The sequence below is a fragment of the Streptomyces sp. NPDC026672 genome (genome assembly GCF_040638185.1).
Taxonomy (GTDB): Bacteria; Actinomycetota; Actinomycetes; order Streptomycetales; family Streptomycetaceae; genus Streptomyces.
The window spans coordinates 173,701-190,093 of record NZ_JBEZXS010000009.1 but is presented as its reverse complement, the minus strand read 5'-3'; the positions used below and the strand labels follow the sequence as shown (position 1 = coordinate 190,093).

Below are 16,393 nucleotides of genomic sequence, written 5' to 3'. Positions count from 1 at the left end.
TCCCCAGCGTAGGCCGGTCAGCGGCCGGTGCCGGCGCCGATCAGCTCCGAGACCTTCACGAAGCGGAAGCCGCGCTTGCGCAGCTCGGGCACGACCGTGCGCACGACGCGCTCGGTGGTCGGGGCGGCGCTGCGGGTGCAGTGCATGACCACGACCGAACCGGGCTTCACGCCGTCGAGGACCTGCCGGACCACGGCGTCGGCGTCGGTCGCGAACGCGTCGCCGCTCACCACGTCCCACTGCACGGCCGTGATCCCGAGGCCGCTCAGCGCGCGCAGCGCACCCTGGTCGTAGCAGCCGCCGGGGAAGCGGAAGTAGGGCATCGGGTGCGGCACGCCCGCCCTGCGGATCGCGGTGTACGCCCGTTCCACCTCCGTGCGCATCCCGTCGGCGCCGACGGTCGGCAGTCCGTAGCAGTCGCCGGTGAAGGCGTAGTGGCTGTAGGAGTGGTTGGCGACCTCGAACAGCGGGTCGATGCCGATGGAGCGGGCCTCGGCCGGGTACTCGTCGGCCCACCGGCCGGTCATGAACACGGTCGCCGGGACCTTCAGCGTGCGCAGGGCGTTGATCAGCCCGGGGTTGTCGAAGTGCTCGCCCGAGGCCGCGCGCGGTCCCTCGTCGGCGGTCATGTCGGCGTCGAAGGTGAGGGCGACGGTCCTGTCCCGGGTGCGGGAGCCGTTCATGAGGACGGGGGTGAGGCCGCCCGGGCCCGGGGCCAGCGTGGGCGGCGCGGTGGCGGAGGGCCTGGCCCCGGCGTGGGCCGGAGGCGCGTGGGGCGGGGCCTGCGCGGCGCGCGGGGGCTCGCTGGTGGCGCAGGAGGCGAGGGCGGCGCTCAGGGCGCAGACGGCGGTGACACGGCGTACGAGAGTGAACACCGTAGGAAGATATGACCGGAATTCCGGCAAACCGCCCAACATGGCCCGGTCGGCGCGACGTGGTCACCCGGCCGGAGGCGGAAGGGGCGGAGGCGGCTGCGGCGGAGGGGCCTGCGGCGGAGGCGGCTGCTCGCCGGGCGACGACGGGGGCCTCTCCAGGAAGCGCAGCAGCTCCACCGGGAACGGCAGGACCAGCGTGGAGTTCTTCTCCGCGGCCACCGCCACCACGGTCTGGAGCAGTCGCAGCTGGAGCGCGGCGGGGGTCTCGGCCATCTCCTTGGCCGCCTCCGCCAGCTTCCTCGACGCCTGGAGCTCGGCGTCCGCGTTGATGATCCTGGCCCGGCGCTCCCGGTCGGCCTCGGCCTGGCGGGCCATCGAGCGCTTCATCGTGTCCGGCAGGGACACGTCCTTGATCTCGACGCGGTCGATCTGCACGCCCCAGCCGACGGCCGGGCTGTCGATCATCAGCTCCAGGCCCTGGTTGAGCTTCTCGCGGTTGGACAGCAGATCGTCGAGGTCGCTCTTGCCGATGATGGAGCGCAGCGACGTCTGCGCCATCTGCGAGACGGCGAACCGGTAGTCCTCGACGTTGACGATCGCGGCCGGCGGGTCCACGACCTTGAAGTACACGACGGCGTCGACGCGCACCGTCACGTTGTCGTGTGTGATGCCCTCCTGGGCCGGCACCGGCATGGTGACGATCTGCATGTTCACCTTGCGCATCCGGTCGACCCCGGGAACGACCAGGGTGAAGCCGGGCGGCCGGGGTCCGCCGGAGACCCGGCCCAGCCGGAAGACCACCCCGCGTTCGTACTGCTTGACGACCCGCGCGGCGGCGGTGAGATAAACGAGGCCCGCGGCACCGGCCGCCGCGATCGCCCCCAGCAGCTCCTGGAACATGACGCCCCCTCCGCGAGAGGTCGGATGCGTCCGCTGCTGCAACGATAAGCCGGACATCTGGTCCGGGGCCACGCCCCTGCCCCGGACCAGACCGGGTCCGCCCGGCTACACCGCGGTGAGCCGCACGGGCTCGGTTCCGTCGGCGCTGTGCTGCGCGGCCCAGCTCTCCAGTGCCATGCGGCAGGCGTGATCGAGGTGGTGCAGGCCCGACAGGTCCAGCAGGACCGGCCGGTCCTGGGGCAGCGCCTCCAGGCTGTCCAGTATCTTCGGCAGCCGGAGGAAGGTCGCGTTGCCCGACAGGAACGCCTCGACCGGGCCCGCGCCCTTGTCGACGACCTCCAGCCGGATGTGCGACGCCTCCCACGCCGACTTCACGACGGCCAGCGCGAGCCCGATGAGCACACCCTCGAACATGCTGATCGCGACGATCGACACCGCCGTGACGACCAGCACCACCGCCTCGCTCCGGTGGTCGCGCCACAGGGTGCCGAGCGCCCGGACCGGGATGAGCTTGGCGCCCGAGTACACGAGGATGCCCGCGAGCGCCGGGAGCGGGATGTACCCGAGGACCTCGGGCAGGAACGCCGCGAACAGCAGCAGCCACACACCGTGCAGCACCCGGGAAGCCTTGGTCCTGGCGCCCGCCTGGACGTTCGCCGCGCTGCGCACGATGACCGCGGTCATCGGCAGCGCGCCCAGCAGCCCGCACACCGTGTTGCCGGCGCCCTGGGCGAACAGCTCCTTGTTGTAGGCGGTGCGCGGGCCGGAGTGCAGCCGGTCCACGGCCGCCGCGCTGAACAGGGACTCGGCCGACGCGATCAGGGTGAAGGCGACGACCGTGCCGATCATCCCGAGGCTCGCCAGTTCACCGAAGCCGCCGAGCGGGGGCGGCTGGACGGCACCCAGCAGCCCCTGCACCTCGACCGTGGCCACCGGCAGCGACAGCAGCAGTGTGGCGAGCGAGGCGAGCCCGACGGCGGCCAGCGGCGCCGGCACCGCCCGCACCCGGGCCGGCGCGAGCCGCCACAGGACGAGGACGGCGACCGTGCCCGCGCCGAGCGCCAGCGAGGACAGCGCGTCGGTCCGGCCGAGGGCGTCCACGAACGCCCCCGGCAGTCCGGCGATCTTGCCCGGACCGGAGTCGGGTGCCTTGGCGGCCAGCGCCGGGTACAACTGCCCGGCGATGAGCACCAGTCCGATTCCGGCCAGCATGCCCTCCACGACGGAGACCGAGATGGCGCGGAAGTAACGCCCCAGTCCCAGGGCGCCCATGAGGAGCTGGAGCAGCCCGCAGGACAGCACGAGCACACCGAGCGCGGGGAGCCCGAACTCCTTGACCGCCTCGAAGACGAGCACGGTCAGACCGGCGGCCGGACCGGACACCTGGAGGCTGCTGCCCCGCATGGTCCCGGTGACCAGACCGCCCACGATGCCGGTGACCAGGCCGAGTTCGGCCGGCACACCGGAGGCGACGGCCACGCCCACGCACAGCGGGAGCGCGACCAGGAAGACGACGAGGGATGCGGCGAAGTCCTGCTTGAGGTGCGGGAACCTGGACTTCGACAGGAACGGTGCACGCGTCGACCCGCTCGACACGGGCGTGCTCACAGGGCCTCGAAGGTGTCGGTGAGGGCACGGTGCGTCCGTACGGCGCCGGTGTGCACCTCGTAGTACCAGGCGTGCAGGGTGAGCACGCCGCGTTCCAGCTTCTCGGCGACGCAGGGGTAGGAGCGCAGTCGCAGCAGCTGGGTGAGCACATGGCTCTGGACGCCCTCGGCGACGGCCGGGTCGGCGGCCGCTCCCTCGGGGCGGGGGGTCGCGTGCGCGAGCCAGTCGCGCACGGCGGGTACGGCGTCCAGGTCGTCGCCGCGCACCAGCGCGCCGACGGCACCGCAGTGCGAGTGCCCGCAGACGACGACGTCGCGGACGCCGAGCACCTCGACGGCGTATTCGATGGTGGCCGCCTCGGCGGTGGGGTGGGCCGAGGCGTGCGGCGGGACGATGTTGCCCGCGGTGCGCAGCTCGAAGAGCTGACCGGGGCGGGCGCCCGTGATCAGGGCCGGGACGACCCGGGAGTCGGAGCAGGTGATGAACAGGACCTGCGGTGACTGGCCTTCGGCGAGCTGGGCGAACTCCTCAGGGCGTTGTCCGAACGTACGGGCGTTGTCGATGAGGGGCTGCATATGGGTTTTTCCTCCTGGCGCGCGGCTGTGGCGCGTCGGACGTGCACGACGGTTGTGGGGGGTCGCGTCCCCCGTCAGCAGCGGAAGACCTGAAGCGCTGCCGCGGAGTGGGATCTTGACGGTCTTGCGGTGTGACGGTGCGTGGGGCCGGATGCGGCCGCCGTGGGCGGAGGCACCGTGATCCGGGCGACGGACGGGCGCTCCTGCGCCCATCCGGAGCCGGTGGTGCGGTGGCGGTCGCGGGTCTGCGGGGGGCCGGTCGGCTCCCCGTCCTTGTCCGGGGCGCGGAACGTTGCGAAACCGTTGCGCAACGGCTGGGCGGAGGGCTCGGTTCCAAGCTGAGCCTTGGCCTCTGCGTGACGCGGGGTGTACGCGGTTGCGAAGGTTTCCGCGGGCGCGAAGAACTGAAGGGCGAGCAGGGCGATGGCGAGGAGCGACACCACGGTCCGGGCCGTCGTACCTCGGAACATGCGCCCTCCTCCCGACAGATTCGCGTCTCTCGCACGCACCAAGCGTTGGTCAATGGATGGTCAAGAAACACGTTAACCCTGCAAAGTTGTTTGCAGGGTTAACTCGGCGTTTCCAGCACACGGAAGCGTGAAAACCGCTGGTGATCTGGCGCGAACCGGCTCTTGACCGGCGTGGGCGGCGTCAGCTAATCGGCCGCGACGAGCCCCTTGGCGTCCCGGGCGAGCGCGGTCAGCCGGGATATCGCGCGGAAGTACTTCTTGCGGTAGCCGCCGTTCAGCATCTCCTCGCTGAACAGCCGGTCGAACGGCAGCCCCGAGGCCAGCACCGGGACCTCGCGGTCGTAGAGCCGGTCCGCGAGGACCACCAGCCGCAGCGCCGTCGACTGGTCGGGCACCGCGCGGACACCGGTGAGGCAGACGGCCCGCAGTCCGTCGGTCAGCGCGCCGTACCGGCTCGGGTGGACCTTGGCGAGGTGGTCGAGGAGGTGCGGGAAGTCGTCGAGCGAGGTGCCGGGCGTGGCGTACGCGGCCCGTGTCACCTGGTCGTCGGAGTACGGCGCCGGCGCCTCGGGCAGACCGCGGTGGCGGTAGTCGTCGCCGTCGATGCGCAGGGTGCGGAAGCGGGCGGACAGGCCCTGGATCTCGCGCAGGAAGTCGGCCGCCGCGAAGCGGCCCTCGCCCAGCTTGCCCGGCAGCGTGTTCGAGGTGGCGGCGAGCGCGACCCCGGCGTCCACCAGCTTGCCGAGCAGCGTCGACACGAGGACGGTGTCGCCGGGGTCGTCGAGCTCGAACTCGTCGATGCACAGCAGGCGGTGGCCCGAGAGGGTCTGCACGGTCTGCTGGAAGCCGAGGGCGCCGACCAGGTTGGTCAGCTCGACGAACGTGCCGAACGCCTTGAGCGAGGCGTCCGCCGGGGTGGCGTGCCACAGGGAGGCGAGCAGATGGGTCTTGCCGACGCCGTACCCGCCGTCCAGGTACACCCCGCGCGGGCCGGCCGGGGTCTTCGGCGCCTTCGCCCTGCCGAAGCCGAAGAGGCCGCGCCGTGCGCCGCCGCCGACGGCGTGCGCCCCGCCGAGTCCCGCCGCGAAGCCCTCCAGGACGCGCACGGCCTCGGTCTGGCTGGGCTGGTTCGGGTCCGGGTGGTACGTGGCGAAGCGGACCGAGTCGAAGCGCGGCGGCGGCACCATCTCGGCGACCAGCCGGTCCGCGGGGACGTGCGGCTCGCGCGCGCACAGGGACTGCGGGGTCGCGCCGGTGAGGTGGCTGAGGCCGGAGGCTGCGGTGGAGGACGACACGGTTCCCCATGCTAAGCGCCGTGTCACACTGCACGGCATGCGACGCCTGTTCCCTGTGACCGACGAAACAGCAGCCCAGACCTCCACCGGGGACACGGGGGACGGCGTCCCGGCGGGGGCCGACCGGGAGTGGGGAGTGCGGGAGTTGGCGCACGCCTACGCCTATCCCGGGGGGCGGGTCTGGCTGCGGGCCAACATGGTGTCCACCCTCGACGGGGCCGCCCAGCACGAAGGGCGCTCGCAGGGCATCTCCTCGGCCGCCGACATGCGGATCTTCGGCACGCTGCGGGCCCTCGCGGACGTCGTGGTCGTGGGCGCGCAGACCGTGCGGCAGGAGCGGTACCGGCCGGCCCGCGCGCGTGCGGAGTTCGCCGAGGCCCGCGCCGCGGCGGGACAGGGACCGGCCCCCGTGGTCGCGGTGGTCAGCGCGAGCCTCGACCTGGACTTCTCGCTCCCCCTGTTCACCTCGCCCCTCGTGCCCACCCTGGTCCTCACCGGTGCCGCCGCGCCCCCCGACCGCGTCGCCGCCGCCGGGCGGGCGGGCGCCCGCGTGGTGGTCGCGGGCGACGGCGCCGGGGTCGACCCGGCCCGCGCCGTGCGCGCCCTCGCCGGCCTCGGCCACACCCGGCTGCTCACCGAGGGCGGTCCCCGGCTGCTCGGCCAGTGGATCGCCGCCGACGTGCTCGACGAGCTCTGTCTGACCCTCTCGCCGCTGCTCGTCGCGGGCGGCGCCCAGCGCATCGCCGACGGGCCGCCCGTTTCCGCACCCCTGAATTTCGAACTGGTGTCCTTGCTGGAAGAGGCCGGGTTTTTGTTCGGTAGGTACCGTCGTTCCTGAATTCGGCGGAATCGGTAATTCCGCTTAGCCTCGGCCGGGCACACTTATTCCGGCAGGTCCGTGCGATCACGGGGCAGGATGGTTTCCGCAGGGCCTCGAACGGCCCACGGAGGAGAGAGGGCCCGAGGGGTCCTCGAATGGAGAATGGGGCGCTGGTGTTCACAAGCGTACTGATGATCGAGAAGGCCCTGACGTCCGCCGACGTGGAGTTCGTCAGCACCTTGCACGGGGACGAGGACGTCGCCTTCCACGTGCTGCTCCAGCCCCGCGGAGACCAGGCCGACCGGCTGCTGCGGGCCATCGACGACATCGCCCTCGGTGAACTGGACGACGCCGCGCGGGAAGGCGCGACGCCGGAGGGCGCCGAGGCGAAGGAGCCCGCCGAACAGGCGCTGGCGGTGTCGCTGGCCGCGCTGCGGGCCGGCGGCGGCGGGGCGGAGGGGCGGCTGGTCGAGGACCATCCGTTGGACGCGCTGAAGTCCCTCGTGGAGGAGGTGGGCGCGGACGAGGTGATCGTGCTGACCGATCCCCACTACGTGGAGGAGTTCTTCCACCGGGACTGGGCCTCCCGGGCGCGGCACAAGGTGGGGGTGCCGGTGCTGAAGCTGTTCTCGCACAGCAAGGCGTAGCGGCCGGGCCGCGCGCCGGCGGGTCCCCGGCGCGCGGTGACGCCGCATACCGGTGACGCCGCATACCAGTACAGACGGCACCCTTCCGGGGGCGCTATAGGCTGGGGGCGCTTCCCCGCGGGGGAGCGTTCCGCCCTGTACCGCACTTGGGAGAAACGCGTATGGCACCCGGCCTTCCTCACGCCATGGACCGACCGCACTTCATCGGGATCGGCGGGGCCGGGATGTCCGGTATCGCGAAGATCCTCGCGCAGCGGGGGGCCGTCGTGGCGGGCAGCGACGCGAAGGACTCGGAGACCGCCGGGGCGCTGCGCGCGCTGGGTGCGACCGTGCACGTCGGGCACGCCGCCGGCCACCTCGCCGACGACGCCACCTGTGTCGTCGTGTCCTCCGCGATCCGCGAGGACAACCCGGAGCTGGCCCGGGCCGCGGAGCTGGGCATCCCGGTCGTGCACCGCTCCGACGCCCTCGCCGCGCTGATGGACGGGCTGCGTCCGATCGCCGTCGCCGGCACCCACGGCAAGACCACCACCACCTCGATGCTGGCGGTGTCCCTGGGCGAGCTGGGCCTCGACCCGTCGTACGCCATCGGCGGCGACCTGGACGCGCCCGGCTCCAACGCCCTGCACGGCACCGGCGAGATCTTCGTCGCCGAGGCGGACGAGTCGGACCGCAGCTTCCACAAGTACGCGCCCGAGGTCGCCGTCGTCCTCAACGTGGAGCTGGACCACCACGCCAACTACGCCTCGATGGACGAGATCTACGAGTCCTTCGAGACCTTCGCCGACCGGATCGTGCCCGGCGGCACGCTGGTGATCTCGGCCGACCACGAGGGCGCGCGCGAACTGACCCGGCGGCTTCGCGGCCGGGTGCGGACGGTGACGTACGGCGAGGCCGCCGACGCCGACGTACGGGTCCTGTCCGTCGTCCCACAGGGGCTCAGGAGCGAGGTCACCGCGGTGCTGGACGGCCGGGAGCTGACCTTCGCGGTCTCCGTGCCCGGCCGGCACTACGCCCACAACGCCGTGGCAGCCCTGGCCGCAGGCGCCGCCCTCGGTGTCCCGGCCGAGCGGCTGGCGCCGGCGCTCGCCGCGTACACCGGGGTCAAGCGGCGCCTCCAGCTCAAGGGCGAGGCCGCCGGGGTCCAGGTCGTCGACTCGTACGCCCACCACCCCACCGAGATGACCGCCGACCTGGACGCGATGCGCGCGGCCGTCGGCGAGGGCCGCATCCTGGTCCTCTTCCAACCGCACCTGTTCTCCCGCACCCAGGAGCTGGGCAAGGAGATGGGCGAGGCGCTGGCCCTCGCGGACGCCTCGGTCGTCCTCGACATCTACCCGGCCCGCGAGGACCCGCTCCCCGGCGTCACCAGCGAGTTGATCGTCGAGGCGGCGCGCGCGGCCGGGGCCGACGTCACGGCCGTCCACGACAAGGACAAGGCGCCCGCGGTGATCGCGGGAATGACGAAGCCCGGGGATCTCGTTCTCACCATGGGCGCGGGTGACGTGACGGACCTGGGCCCGCTGATCCTTGACCGTCTCTCGCAGCAGTAAAGGGGCTGACACTCATGTCGTACGACGTCGAGAAGCCGGACGAGCAGTGGCGCGCGGAGCTGACCCCGGCCGAGTACGCCGTGCTGCGTCAGGCGGCGACCGAGCCCGCGTTCACCGGTGAGTACACGGACACCAAGACCGAGGGCGTCTACTCCTGCCGGGCCTGCGGCGCCGAACTGTTCACCTCCACCACCAAGTTCGAGTCGCACTGCGGCTGGCCGTCCTTCTACGACCCGAAGGACACCGACGCGGTGGAGCTGATCGCGGACCGCTCGCACGGCATGGTCCGCACCGAGGTGCGCTGCGCCCGCTGCGGCTCCCACCTCGGACACGTGTTCGAGGGCGAGGGCTACCCGACCCCGACCGACCAGCGCTACTGCATCAACAGCATCTCCCTGCGACTGGCGGCCGACGAGGGCTGAGTCCCGCCCGGCCCCTCCTCCCGGGCCGCGGCGGCCCGGGAGGCCCAGGCGTGACATGCGCGGCTGGTGTCTGGAATGTTCTGTTTGAGAGTCTGTGGGGGTGGTGGGTGTCGCGCGTTGGATCCAGGCCCTGCGGAGACCCGCGGCGGCCGGTGTCCTCGGCCGCGCGGACGAGAGCTCCGGCGACGGCGCACGGCCGGGGCTGAAGGCCGTACGCGCGGCGGTCGCCGGGATCGGCACCACCCTCGACGAGTCCACCACCTGCGACGAACTCGTCCGCACCGCCGTACGGCTGGCCGGGGGCGCCGGGGCCGTGCTGCGCCTGGCGGGGGACACGCTCACCGGGTACGAGTCGATCAGCGGGGACCCGGACACCCTGCCCGACGCCCGCTGGGCCACCGCCGTGGCCCGCGAGGCCGGCCACCCCGCCGTCGACCGGCCGGTGCGGCCCTGGACCGTGCAGATGGACACCGACGGCGCCCGCCCCGCCCTGTGCGTGCCGCTGACCAGCGGGGACGGGCACTACGGCGTCCTGGTCTGCGCCCGTGAGGGCGGGCCGTTCACGGCCGCCGAGGCCGAACTCCTCGCCCTGCTGGCCGAGCGCGCCGCCTCCCACATCCGGCACGCCCGCGCGTACGCCCACGCCAACCGCACCGCCGGCGACCTGCAACGCGCCCTGCTCGCCGAGCCCGGCCGCCCGCACCCCAACCTGGAGGTCGCGATCCGCTATCTGCCCGCGGGCGGGCACACCCTGGTCGGCGGCGACTGGTGCGAGACCGTACGGCTGCACTTCGGGCGCACGCTGCTCGTCGTCGGCGACGTCATGGGGCACGGCCTGGAGGCCGCCGTCGACATGAACGCGTACCGCTCCTCGCTGCGGTACATCGCCTCCGCCGACCTGCCCCCGCACCGGGTGCTGCGGCAGATGGACGACATCGCCTCCACCGAGGCCGAGCGCCGCCCCGCGACCTGTCTGATCGTCCGCGTCGACCCCGCCCGCGGCCAGCTCGCCCTGTCCAGCGCCGGGCACCTGCCGCCCGCGCTGATCACCCGCACCGGTAGGACCCGGCTGCTGCCCGTGCCCGTGGGCCCGCCGCTCGGCACCGGCTTCGGCGGCTACGAGTCCACCACCCACGTCATCGGTCCCGACGAGACGCTGGTGCTGTTCACCGACGGCCTCGTGGAACACCGCGACGAGGACATCGACGCCTCCCTGGACCGCCTCGCCGGCCTGCGCTTCGCGACCGTCCCCGCCGTCGAGGACGTCCTGGAGACCATCGTCGACCGCCTCGACGCGCGCAACGCCGAGGACGACGTGGCGGTGGTGGCGGCCCGGCCCCGGCTGCGCGCGGGCGTCACGGTGGGGGAGCAGTCGGCGTGGGAGGCGGACCGGTGAACCGGCGGCCCGGATCGCCTTGACCGTGCGGATGCCGTGCCCGAGCGGCACCCGGTGGCCCACGGTCAGCGGCTGGTCGGCGACGTGGCAGACGGTCGCCTCGACATCCCGCGTGGTCACGGGCGCGTCCTCCGTGGGCACGATCGGATCGCCGCCCCCGCTCACGACCCGGCGTGCACCAACGCCCCCCAGGTCCACGGCCGTTCCGGGTCCGCCGCGCGCAGCTCACGGACCGCGCGGTGCAGCGCGAGGGCCGCGGGCAGGGGAGCGGGGTCGGCGAGGGCCGGGGCGAGGACGCGGTGGAAACCGGCCGCGGCCCGGGCCGCGAAGGCGTCGGGGACCTCCCAGAGCGTGGCCACCGACTGGGTGTAGCCGGCGAGTTGGAAGACCGAGGCCAGATGGATGACCTCGTCGGCGAGCGCCGGGGTGACATTGGCGCGGGCCGTTCCGCAGGCCGACAGATAGGCCAACTCCGCCGACTCCAGACGCAGTTCGGCGATGTCACGGATGTGCAGATCGCCGTCCGCGAGCAGCAGCCGGCTCGCCGCCGGGTCCTCCGGATCGCTGTCGGCATGACAGGCGAAGTGGACCACCGACGCGGCCGGCAGGGCCGAGCGCACCGCCTCCCGGGTCGCCGCACCGCCGATCAGCGGGGTGCCGCCGCCCGCGGCCGCCACCGCCGTGACCTCCGCGACCGTGCGCGCCAGCGGCGCCTGCCCCGGTGTCTCGGGCAGCGCGACGGCGAGCGTGCCGCGGTCGCCGGGCGCCGCGCGCCGACGGGCCCGGCTGTGCAGCAGGGCCCGCACGGTCGGCGTGTACGAGGACGCCACCCGGTCCAGGACCGCCGCGCCCGCCGGGGCACCCGGACCGTGGCGGCCGGCCGCGTGCAGCGGGAACGCGTTGAGCACACCGGACGGCGACCACCACAGCCGCGGCCAGGGCGCGCCCCCGTCGGGCGGACCCGTGAACCCCAGTGCGTCCAGGACCGGTTCGGCCAGGACGTCCCAGAGCCAGGCCAGCGTCCCGGTGAAGATCTCCCGGGCCTCCTCGAACAGCGGATCTCCGGGCCCCGCGGCCAGGACCTCCACCGCGAAGCGGAACGACTCGGCCTGCGCCGCGAGATCGGAGGCGTACAGCCGGGGCAGCGGCACCGCGCGCAGCCCCTCGGGCCCCAGTACGAGCGCGTCGCAGCGCCGGGGATGGACGTTGACGCTCACCACCGGGCCCTCCGCGGCGGCCGGCCGCAGATCGTCCAGGCCGAGCGGCAGCGGCGTGAGGAACCGCCGGAAGCCGGGGCGCTGTTGGAGCTCGGCGACGAGCCGGGCGGCGTCCTCGGAGGCCAGCCGCTGCGCCTCGACCTCGTGCGGCTCGGGCCAGCGGCCCCGCTCCATGCCGGCGCGCAGCTCACGGATGTGTTCGAGGGCCGTCCGCAGCCGCGCGTGCAACTCCGCGTCGGCGCCGTGCAGGACCTCCAGCTCCCGGCGGGCGTTGAGCGCCGTGGACAGCAGATGCGCCCGGCCGTCCTCCAGCGTCTCCAGCGCCTCCACGGGGTCGTGCTCGTCCAGCGCCCGCGCGGCGCCGTCGGAGGCGAGCCGGGTGATCAGGCTGGAGGACTGGCCGGGCCGCGCCGCCGCCGCGCCCAGCAGCCGGGCGCGCTGGAGCCGCGAGCCGGTGGTCTGCGTCCACTGCGTCAGCACCATCGCGGCGCGCATACCGGGATCGGGTACGGCGGTCAGCTCACGGGCGATCGCCACCGCCTCCTCGAAGTCCGCCTCCTCGGACCACACGCCGTGCCGGATGAACAGGGAGATCGCCAGGGAGGCCCGCGTCGCGTCGTGCTCCGGTGTGCCCGGCTCCGACGTGGACAGCCTGCGACGGGCCTCCCGCACCCCCCGCTCCACGGCCTCCAGCTGGTCGAAGGGCGACTCGGCGGAGTACGCCAACGCCGTGTGCCCGCCGAAGAGTTCGGGCGTGATGCCCAACCCCTCCATATAGGAGGGCAGTTCCTCGAACAGTTCGCGCAGCAGCGGCAGCGAGCCGCGCATCGACCGGAGCCGGGACTCGTCGTCGGGCTGGTTCTGCGAGTCGTACATGATCTGCTGGAGCCGCAGCGCCGACAGACCGCCGCGCAGCAGCAGGTGCTCGCGCGAGCCGGGCTCCAGGCGGGCGAGCAACCGTTCGTGCAGGACGAGGAGTTCGTCGAGCGGGGCGGTGTCGACCGGCTCCGCGGGGACCGACGCCTCCGGCTCGCCGTCGAGGAACGCGGCCAGCGCGTCCGCGCGTTCCTCCTCGGGCAGCCGGGAGATACGGCGGGACTGGAGCTCCAGCGCCTTGCCGAAGACCTCGCCCAGGGAGACCCGGTCGGGATAGCCGAGCACCAGGTTGCCGAACTCCATGAGCTCCTGCCCCCGGCTCCCGCCGCCCTCGGCGCCCATGCCGAGCAGGTTCAGCACCGCGCCGAGCGGATGGCCACCGGCCTCCCCGGACAGCAGCGGCCGCATGTACGCGTCGACCGCCTCCCAGTCCGCCCGCTGCTCGTCGGTCAGGTCCGAGCGGGAGGCCAGCTCGCCCCGGAGCGTGGCCGCCTGGACGAGCAGCCCCCCGGCCTGCCGGGTGCGCTCCGCGTCGCCCGCGAACACCGGGTCGGCCTCGCCGAGCAGCCTCGTGACCTCCTCCGGCTCCTGCGCCGTGAGATGGGCCGAGGCCAGCCGCAGCAGGACGTCGGGCCGCTCGGGGTGCCCCTCGGGGGTGAGGTCCAGCAGCGTCCGCAGGGGCTCGACCGCCTCCCGCGCCCCCGCCGCGGCGCGCGGCCGGTCGTCCTCGGGCAGCCCGGTCAGCAGGGCATCGGCGAGCCGGTCGAGCCGCTCGCGCAGGGCGGGGTCGTCGTCCGGGGTGAGGTCCACGGCGCGGCGCAGCTCGGCGACGGCCTCCTCCCGCACCTCCGGGCCCACCACGTCGCCCTCCCCGGCGCTGCGCGCGTACACGGTGAGGGTGTGGCCCAGGTCGGAGTGCATCTGGGCCACGTTCTCATCGATCTCCGTGGCGGTCCTGACCGCCGTGCGCAGCATCGCGGCGGCCTCGGGCAGCCGGTCGCGGTCCTCGGCCTCGGCCGCCGCGGAGAGGAGGGCCAGACCGAGACCGTTGGCGCAGCGGGCGTGGTTGGGATGGTCCTCGGGGGTGCCGGCGAACGCGGTGCGTAGCACGGCCACGGCCTCACCGAGCCGCCCGCGTCCCTCCGGGGAGTGCACCGAGCCCAGCAGCAGCGCGTAGCCGAGGTTGCAGCCGGCAACCGAGCGCTCGGGCTCGGCGAGATACGGCAGGGCCTCCCCGGTCAGCCGCTCGCACACGCCGAACGCCTCCGGATACGGCAGCGCGACCGCCAGCTCCAGGACCAGCAGCGCCAGGTCGGCGAGGGCCGCGGCGTGCTCGCGCACGGCCGCCTCGGGGTCCGGGGACCGGGCGCCGCCTCCGCGCCCATGCCCGCTCCCGCTCCCGGCCGGGTCCTCCTCCGGCGCGTTCTGCTGCGTGTCCCGCCGTACGTCCTGGTGGGTGTCCTGCCGTGTGGCCTGCGCCGTGTCCCGCTGTGTGTCCTGGCGTGTGTCCCCGCCTCCGCCCCCGTCCCCGTTCTCGTCCTCACCGAGCAGTTGGTCGAGGGCCGCGCGCAGCGGGGGCGGCAGGACGTCGGGCTGTCCGGGCAGCCGGCAGTAGAACGGCGCGAGCAGCACCAGTCCGATCCGGCCGTCCGTCAGGGCGGTGGGTGCCTCGGGCCGGTCGTCGGCGCGGAACAGGCACATCACCCCGAGGACGTACGCCACTTCCAGGTCGACGGCGAAGCCGCCGCCCGGCGCGGGACCCACCAGGTGCCACAGCAGCCCGTCGGTGTCGCCGCGCGCCTCCGCGGTGTGCAGCCGCGCCGTACCGCCGGGCTCGTCCAGCCGGTCGAGGCCGGCCCGGACCGCCGCCAGCAGCCGCTCGCGCTCGGCGGGCCGGTCGGCCTCGGAGGGCCGCAGTGCGCCCGTCGTCCCCGTCGTCATGCTCCGCACCCCGTTTCCGCGCCCCCGGCGGCGGGCCGGGGGCACCTTCGTGACCGGTCAGTGGTGGCGGGGCCCCGCCCCCTTGCGGAAGCGCGCCGTGAGCGAGGGCCCCAGGCTCGCCCGGACCGGGCGGGCCTCCTCGTCGAACCGCTCGAACAGCTCCGGCAGGTGCACGTCGACCGCCGATTCCACCAACTCGGCGTACTCGTCGGCCCGTTCCCGTCCGCGCCGCCACGCCACCAGGCCCGCGACCACCCCGGCCGGCGCGCTCGGCCACCACACCGCGCCCAGCAGCACGTAGAGCACGGCCCAGCCGCCGAGCCGCATCGCCTCGTCCAGCCGCTGCCGGGCGTCCGCGAGCGGTCCGCGGGTGGTGTCCGGCAGCAGCAGCCACAACCGGGGCCAGGCGTCGGGCAGTTCGAGCCGGTACTCCAGTCTGGTCCGCACCGCGGGGGCGCGCAGCCGGTCGCCGATCCAGGTGGGGCACTCCGGCGGGACCAGCGCCACCGCGTCGCGCCGCACCTCCAGTTCGCCGACCCGGGTCGCGTCCGCGCCCGCCGCGCGGGCCTCGGCGCAGGCGTCCTCCCGCTCCTGCCACACCCGGCGCCGCCGGGCGGTCAGCGCGCGGGCCGCGCGGCCCAGCGGTCCCGGCCAACTGCCCAGCAGGGCACGCTCGTACGGTCCGGCGAGCGCGTCGGCGAGCAGTCCGGCCCCGAAGGACACGGCGAGCACCCCGAGCAGCAGCACGGACGTCCGTGTCGAACCCGATCCGGAACTCAGCTCGGTCAGCCGCTGCCGCAGCCGACCGGTGTCGTCCCAGCGGGACTGGCCCAGCGTCAGCGCGGCGGCCAGCGCGGCCGTGAACAGCAGACCGGGCAGCACCACCGAGGCCGCCCAGCGCTCCGCGAGCCTGCGGCCGACGTCCGTCATGAACCCCGAGAGCACACCGACCCCCTCAGCCCTCGGCGTCGAAGCGCAGGGCCAGGTCGAAGACCTCGCACACCGGCAGTTCCTCGCCCGCCGCGCGCGGCTCCCGCCGGTCGCAGACCCCGAGCGGGCACACGTGGACACCGAGCAGCGCCCGCGGGGCGGCCTCCGCCACCCGGGGCACGGTCGTCCGCGGTTCCTCGCCCTCCGCGACGGGCACCGCCGTACGGGCCCGGGACAGGCCGAGCGCCTCCAGGTGCTCGTCGAGGGGCGCACCGGCGCGGGCCGCGCGCACCGCGCGCTCGATCACCAGCCGCCGCGCCGCGCCCACCGGGCCCCTGCTCAGCCTGCGCAGACCCGGCAGGCTCCGGCACAGGAGGGTCAGTTGACGGTCGCGGGATTCATGTGACGACACGTCACCCATGGTAGTCGGATCCTCTACGCTTGCTCCCGGGTCGGTCCGATCCACTGATCCGGGACGGGGGTTGCCGGTGAACGTCCTGCTGGGTACGGGCGACAACGACGATGCGCATCCGCGCGGCGCACCGAACACACTGCCAGACCCACCGACTTCGGAAGCGCCGTCCCCGAACTCGCCGTCTCCGCACGTGCCGTCTCCGGGTGCACCGTCCCCGAACCCGAACGCCCCGAACTCCACGGGCCCGAACTCGCCGACCCCGGACGGGCCGTCTGCGAACTCGCCGTCCCCGAACGCCGCGGCCCCGACCCTGCCCGCCCCGGGTGCTCCGCCTTCGAACCCGCAGTCTTCGGATGCGCTGTCCTCGGATGTGCCGTCCTCGAACTCGCCGTCCCCGAACCCCACGGCCCCGCACTCTCCCGCCCCGAACCCCGCCGGCCCGAACCTGCCCTC

General features: G+C 74.1%; 14 protein-coding genes. 5 read left to right on the top strand and 9 right to left on the bottom strand.

The window, feature by feature from the left end:
* Window positions 1-17 precede the first annotated feature (17 nt).
* The 6 genes from AB0F77_RS13375 to zapE form a co-directional block, all read right to left on the bottom strand.
* A complete protein-coding gene (locus AB0F77_RS13375) occupies window positions 18-875 on the bottom strand; it encodes a polysaccharide deacetylase family protein (RefSeq protein WP_361946301.1) in 858 nt (285 codons plus the stop codon).
* Between the two features lie 63 nt (window positions 876-938).
* Complete coding sequence (locus AB0F77_RS13370; protein WP_361946298.1) at window positions 939-1,775, bottom strand: slipin family protein; 837 nt, start codon at window positions 1,773-1,775, stop codon at window positions 939-941.
* 105 nt (window positions 1,776-1,880) lie between these two features.
* Complete coding sequence (locus tag AB0F77_RS13365) at window positions 1,881-3,371, bottom strand: SulP family inorganic anion transporter (RefSeq protein ID WP_361946295.1); 1,491 nt, start codon at window positions 3,369-3,371, stop codon at window positions 1,881-1,883.
* Window positions 3,372-3,379: 8 nt separating this feature from the next.
* Entirely contained in the window at window positions 3,380-3,958 is a 579-nt protein-coding gene (locus AB0F77_RS13360; protein WP_361946292.1) for a carbonic anhydrase, read from the bottom strand.
* Window positions 3,959-4,032: 74 nt separating this feature from the next.
* Entirely contained in the window at window positions 4,033-4,428 is a 396-nt protein-coding gene (locus AB0F77_RS13355) for a hypothetical protein (RefSeq protein ID WP_361946289.1), read from the bottom strand.
* 185 nt (window positions 4,429-4,613) lie between these two features.
* Complete coding sequence (gene zapE, locus AB0F77_RS13350; protein ID WP_361946286.1) at window positions 4,614-5,723, bottom strand: cell division protein ZapE; 1,110 nt, start codon at window positions 5,721-5,723, stop codon at window positions 4,614-4,616.
* Between the two features lie 37 nt (window positions 5,724-5,760).
* Between zapE and AB0F77_RS13345 the strand changes: the two genes are divergently transcribed.
* The 5 genes from AB0F77_RS13345 to AB0F77_RS13325 all read left to right on the top strand — a co-directional run bounded on the left by AB0F77_RS13345 (window position 5,761) and on the right by AB0F77_RS13325 (window position 10,561).
* On the top strand, window positions 5,761-6,561 hold the full coding sequence (locus AB0F77_RS13345) for a pyrimidine reductase family protein (protein ID WP_361946283.1): 801 nt from the start codon (window positions 5,761-5,763) through the stop codon (window positions 6,559-6,561).
* A 173-nt stretch (window positions 6,562-6,734) separates the two neighbouring features.
* Entirely contained in the window at window positions 6,735-7,190 is a 456-nt protein-coding gene (locus AB0F77_RS13340; protein WP_361946280.1) for an indole-3-glycerol phosphate synthase, read from the top strand.
* Window positions 7,191-7,351: 161 nt separating this feature from the next.
* The gene (gene murC / locus AB0F77_RS13335; RefSeq protein ID WP_361946277.1) at window positions 7,352-8,743 is read left to right on the top strand and encodes a UDP-N-acetylmuramate--L-alanine ligase; all 1,392 of its coding nucleotides are present in this window, start codon (window positions 7,352-7,354) and stop codon (window positions 8,741-8,743) included.
* Between the two features lie 14 nt (window positions 8,744-8,757).
* A complete protein-coding gene (gene msrB / locus AB0F77_RS13330) occupies window positions 8,758-9,165 on the top strand; it encodes a peptide-methionine (R)-S-oxide reductase MsrB (protein ID WP_361946274.1) in 408 nt (135 codons plus the stop codon).
* Between the two features lie 100 nt (window positions 9,166-9,265).
* Complete coding sequence (locus tag AB0F77_RS13325) at window positions 9,266-10,561, top strand: PP2C family protein-serine/threonine phosphatase (protein ID WP_361946271.1); 1,296 nt, start codon at window positions 9,266-9,268, stop codon at window positions 10,559-10,561.
* Window positions 10,562-10,722: 161 nt separating this feature from the next.
* Here the strand turns inward: AB0F77_RS13325 and AB0F77_RS13320 are convergent, their stop codons facing one another.
* From AB0F77_RS13320 to AB0F77_RS13310, 3 genes are read right to left on the bottom strand one after another with little or no spacing between them, the layout of a single operon-like run.
* Window positions 10,723-14,595 (bottom strand): CHAT domain-containing protein, encoded by a 3,873-nt coding sequence (locus AB0F77_RS13320; RefSeq protein WP_361946268.1) that lies wholly within the window; start codon window positions 14,593-14,595, stop codon window positions 10,723-10,725.
* 57 nt (window positions 14,596-14,652) lie between these two features.
* Window positions 14,653-15,525 carry a hypothetical protein gene (locus AB0F77_RS13315; protein WP_361946265.1) on the bottom strand — a complete coding sequence of 291 codons (873 nt, stop codon included), beginning with the start codon at window positions 15,523-15,525 and terminating at the stop codon, window positions 14,653-14,655.
* A 25-nt stretch (window positions 15,526-15,550) separates the two neighbouring features.
* Window positions 15,551-15,937 (bottom strand): hypothetical protein, encoded by a 387-nt coding sequence (locus AB0F77_RS13310; protein WP_361946262.1) that lies wholly within the window; start codon window positions 15,935-15,937, stop codon window positions 15,551-15,553.
* Between the last annotated feature and the right edge of the window lie 456 nt (window positions 15,938-16,393).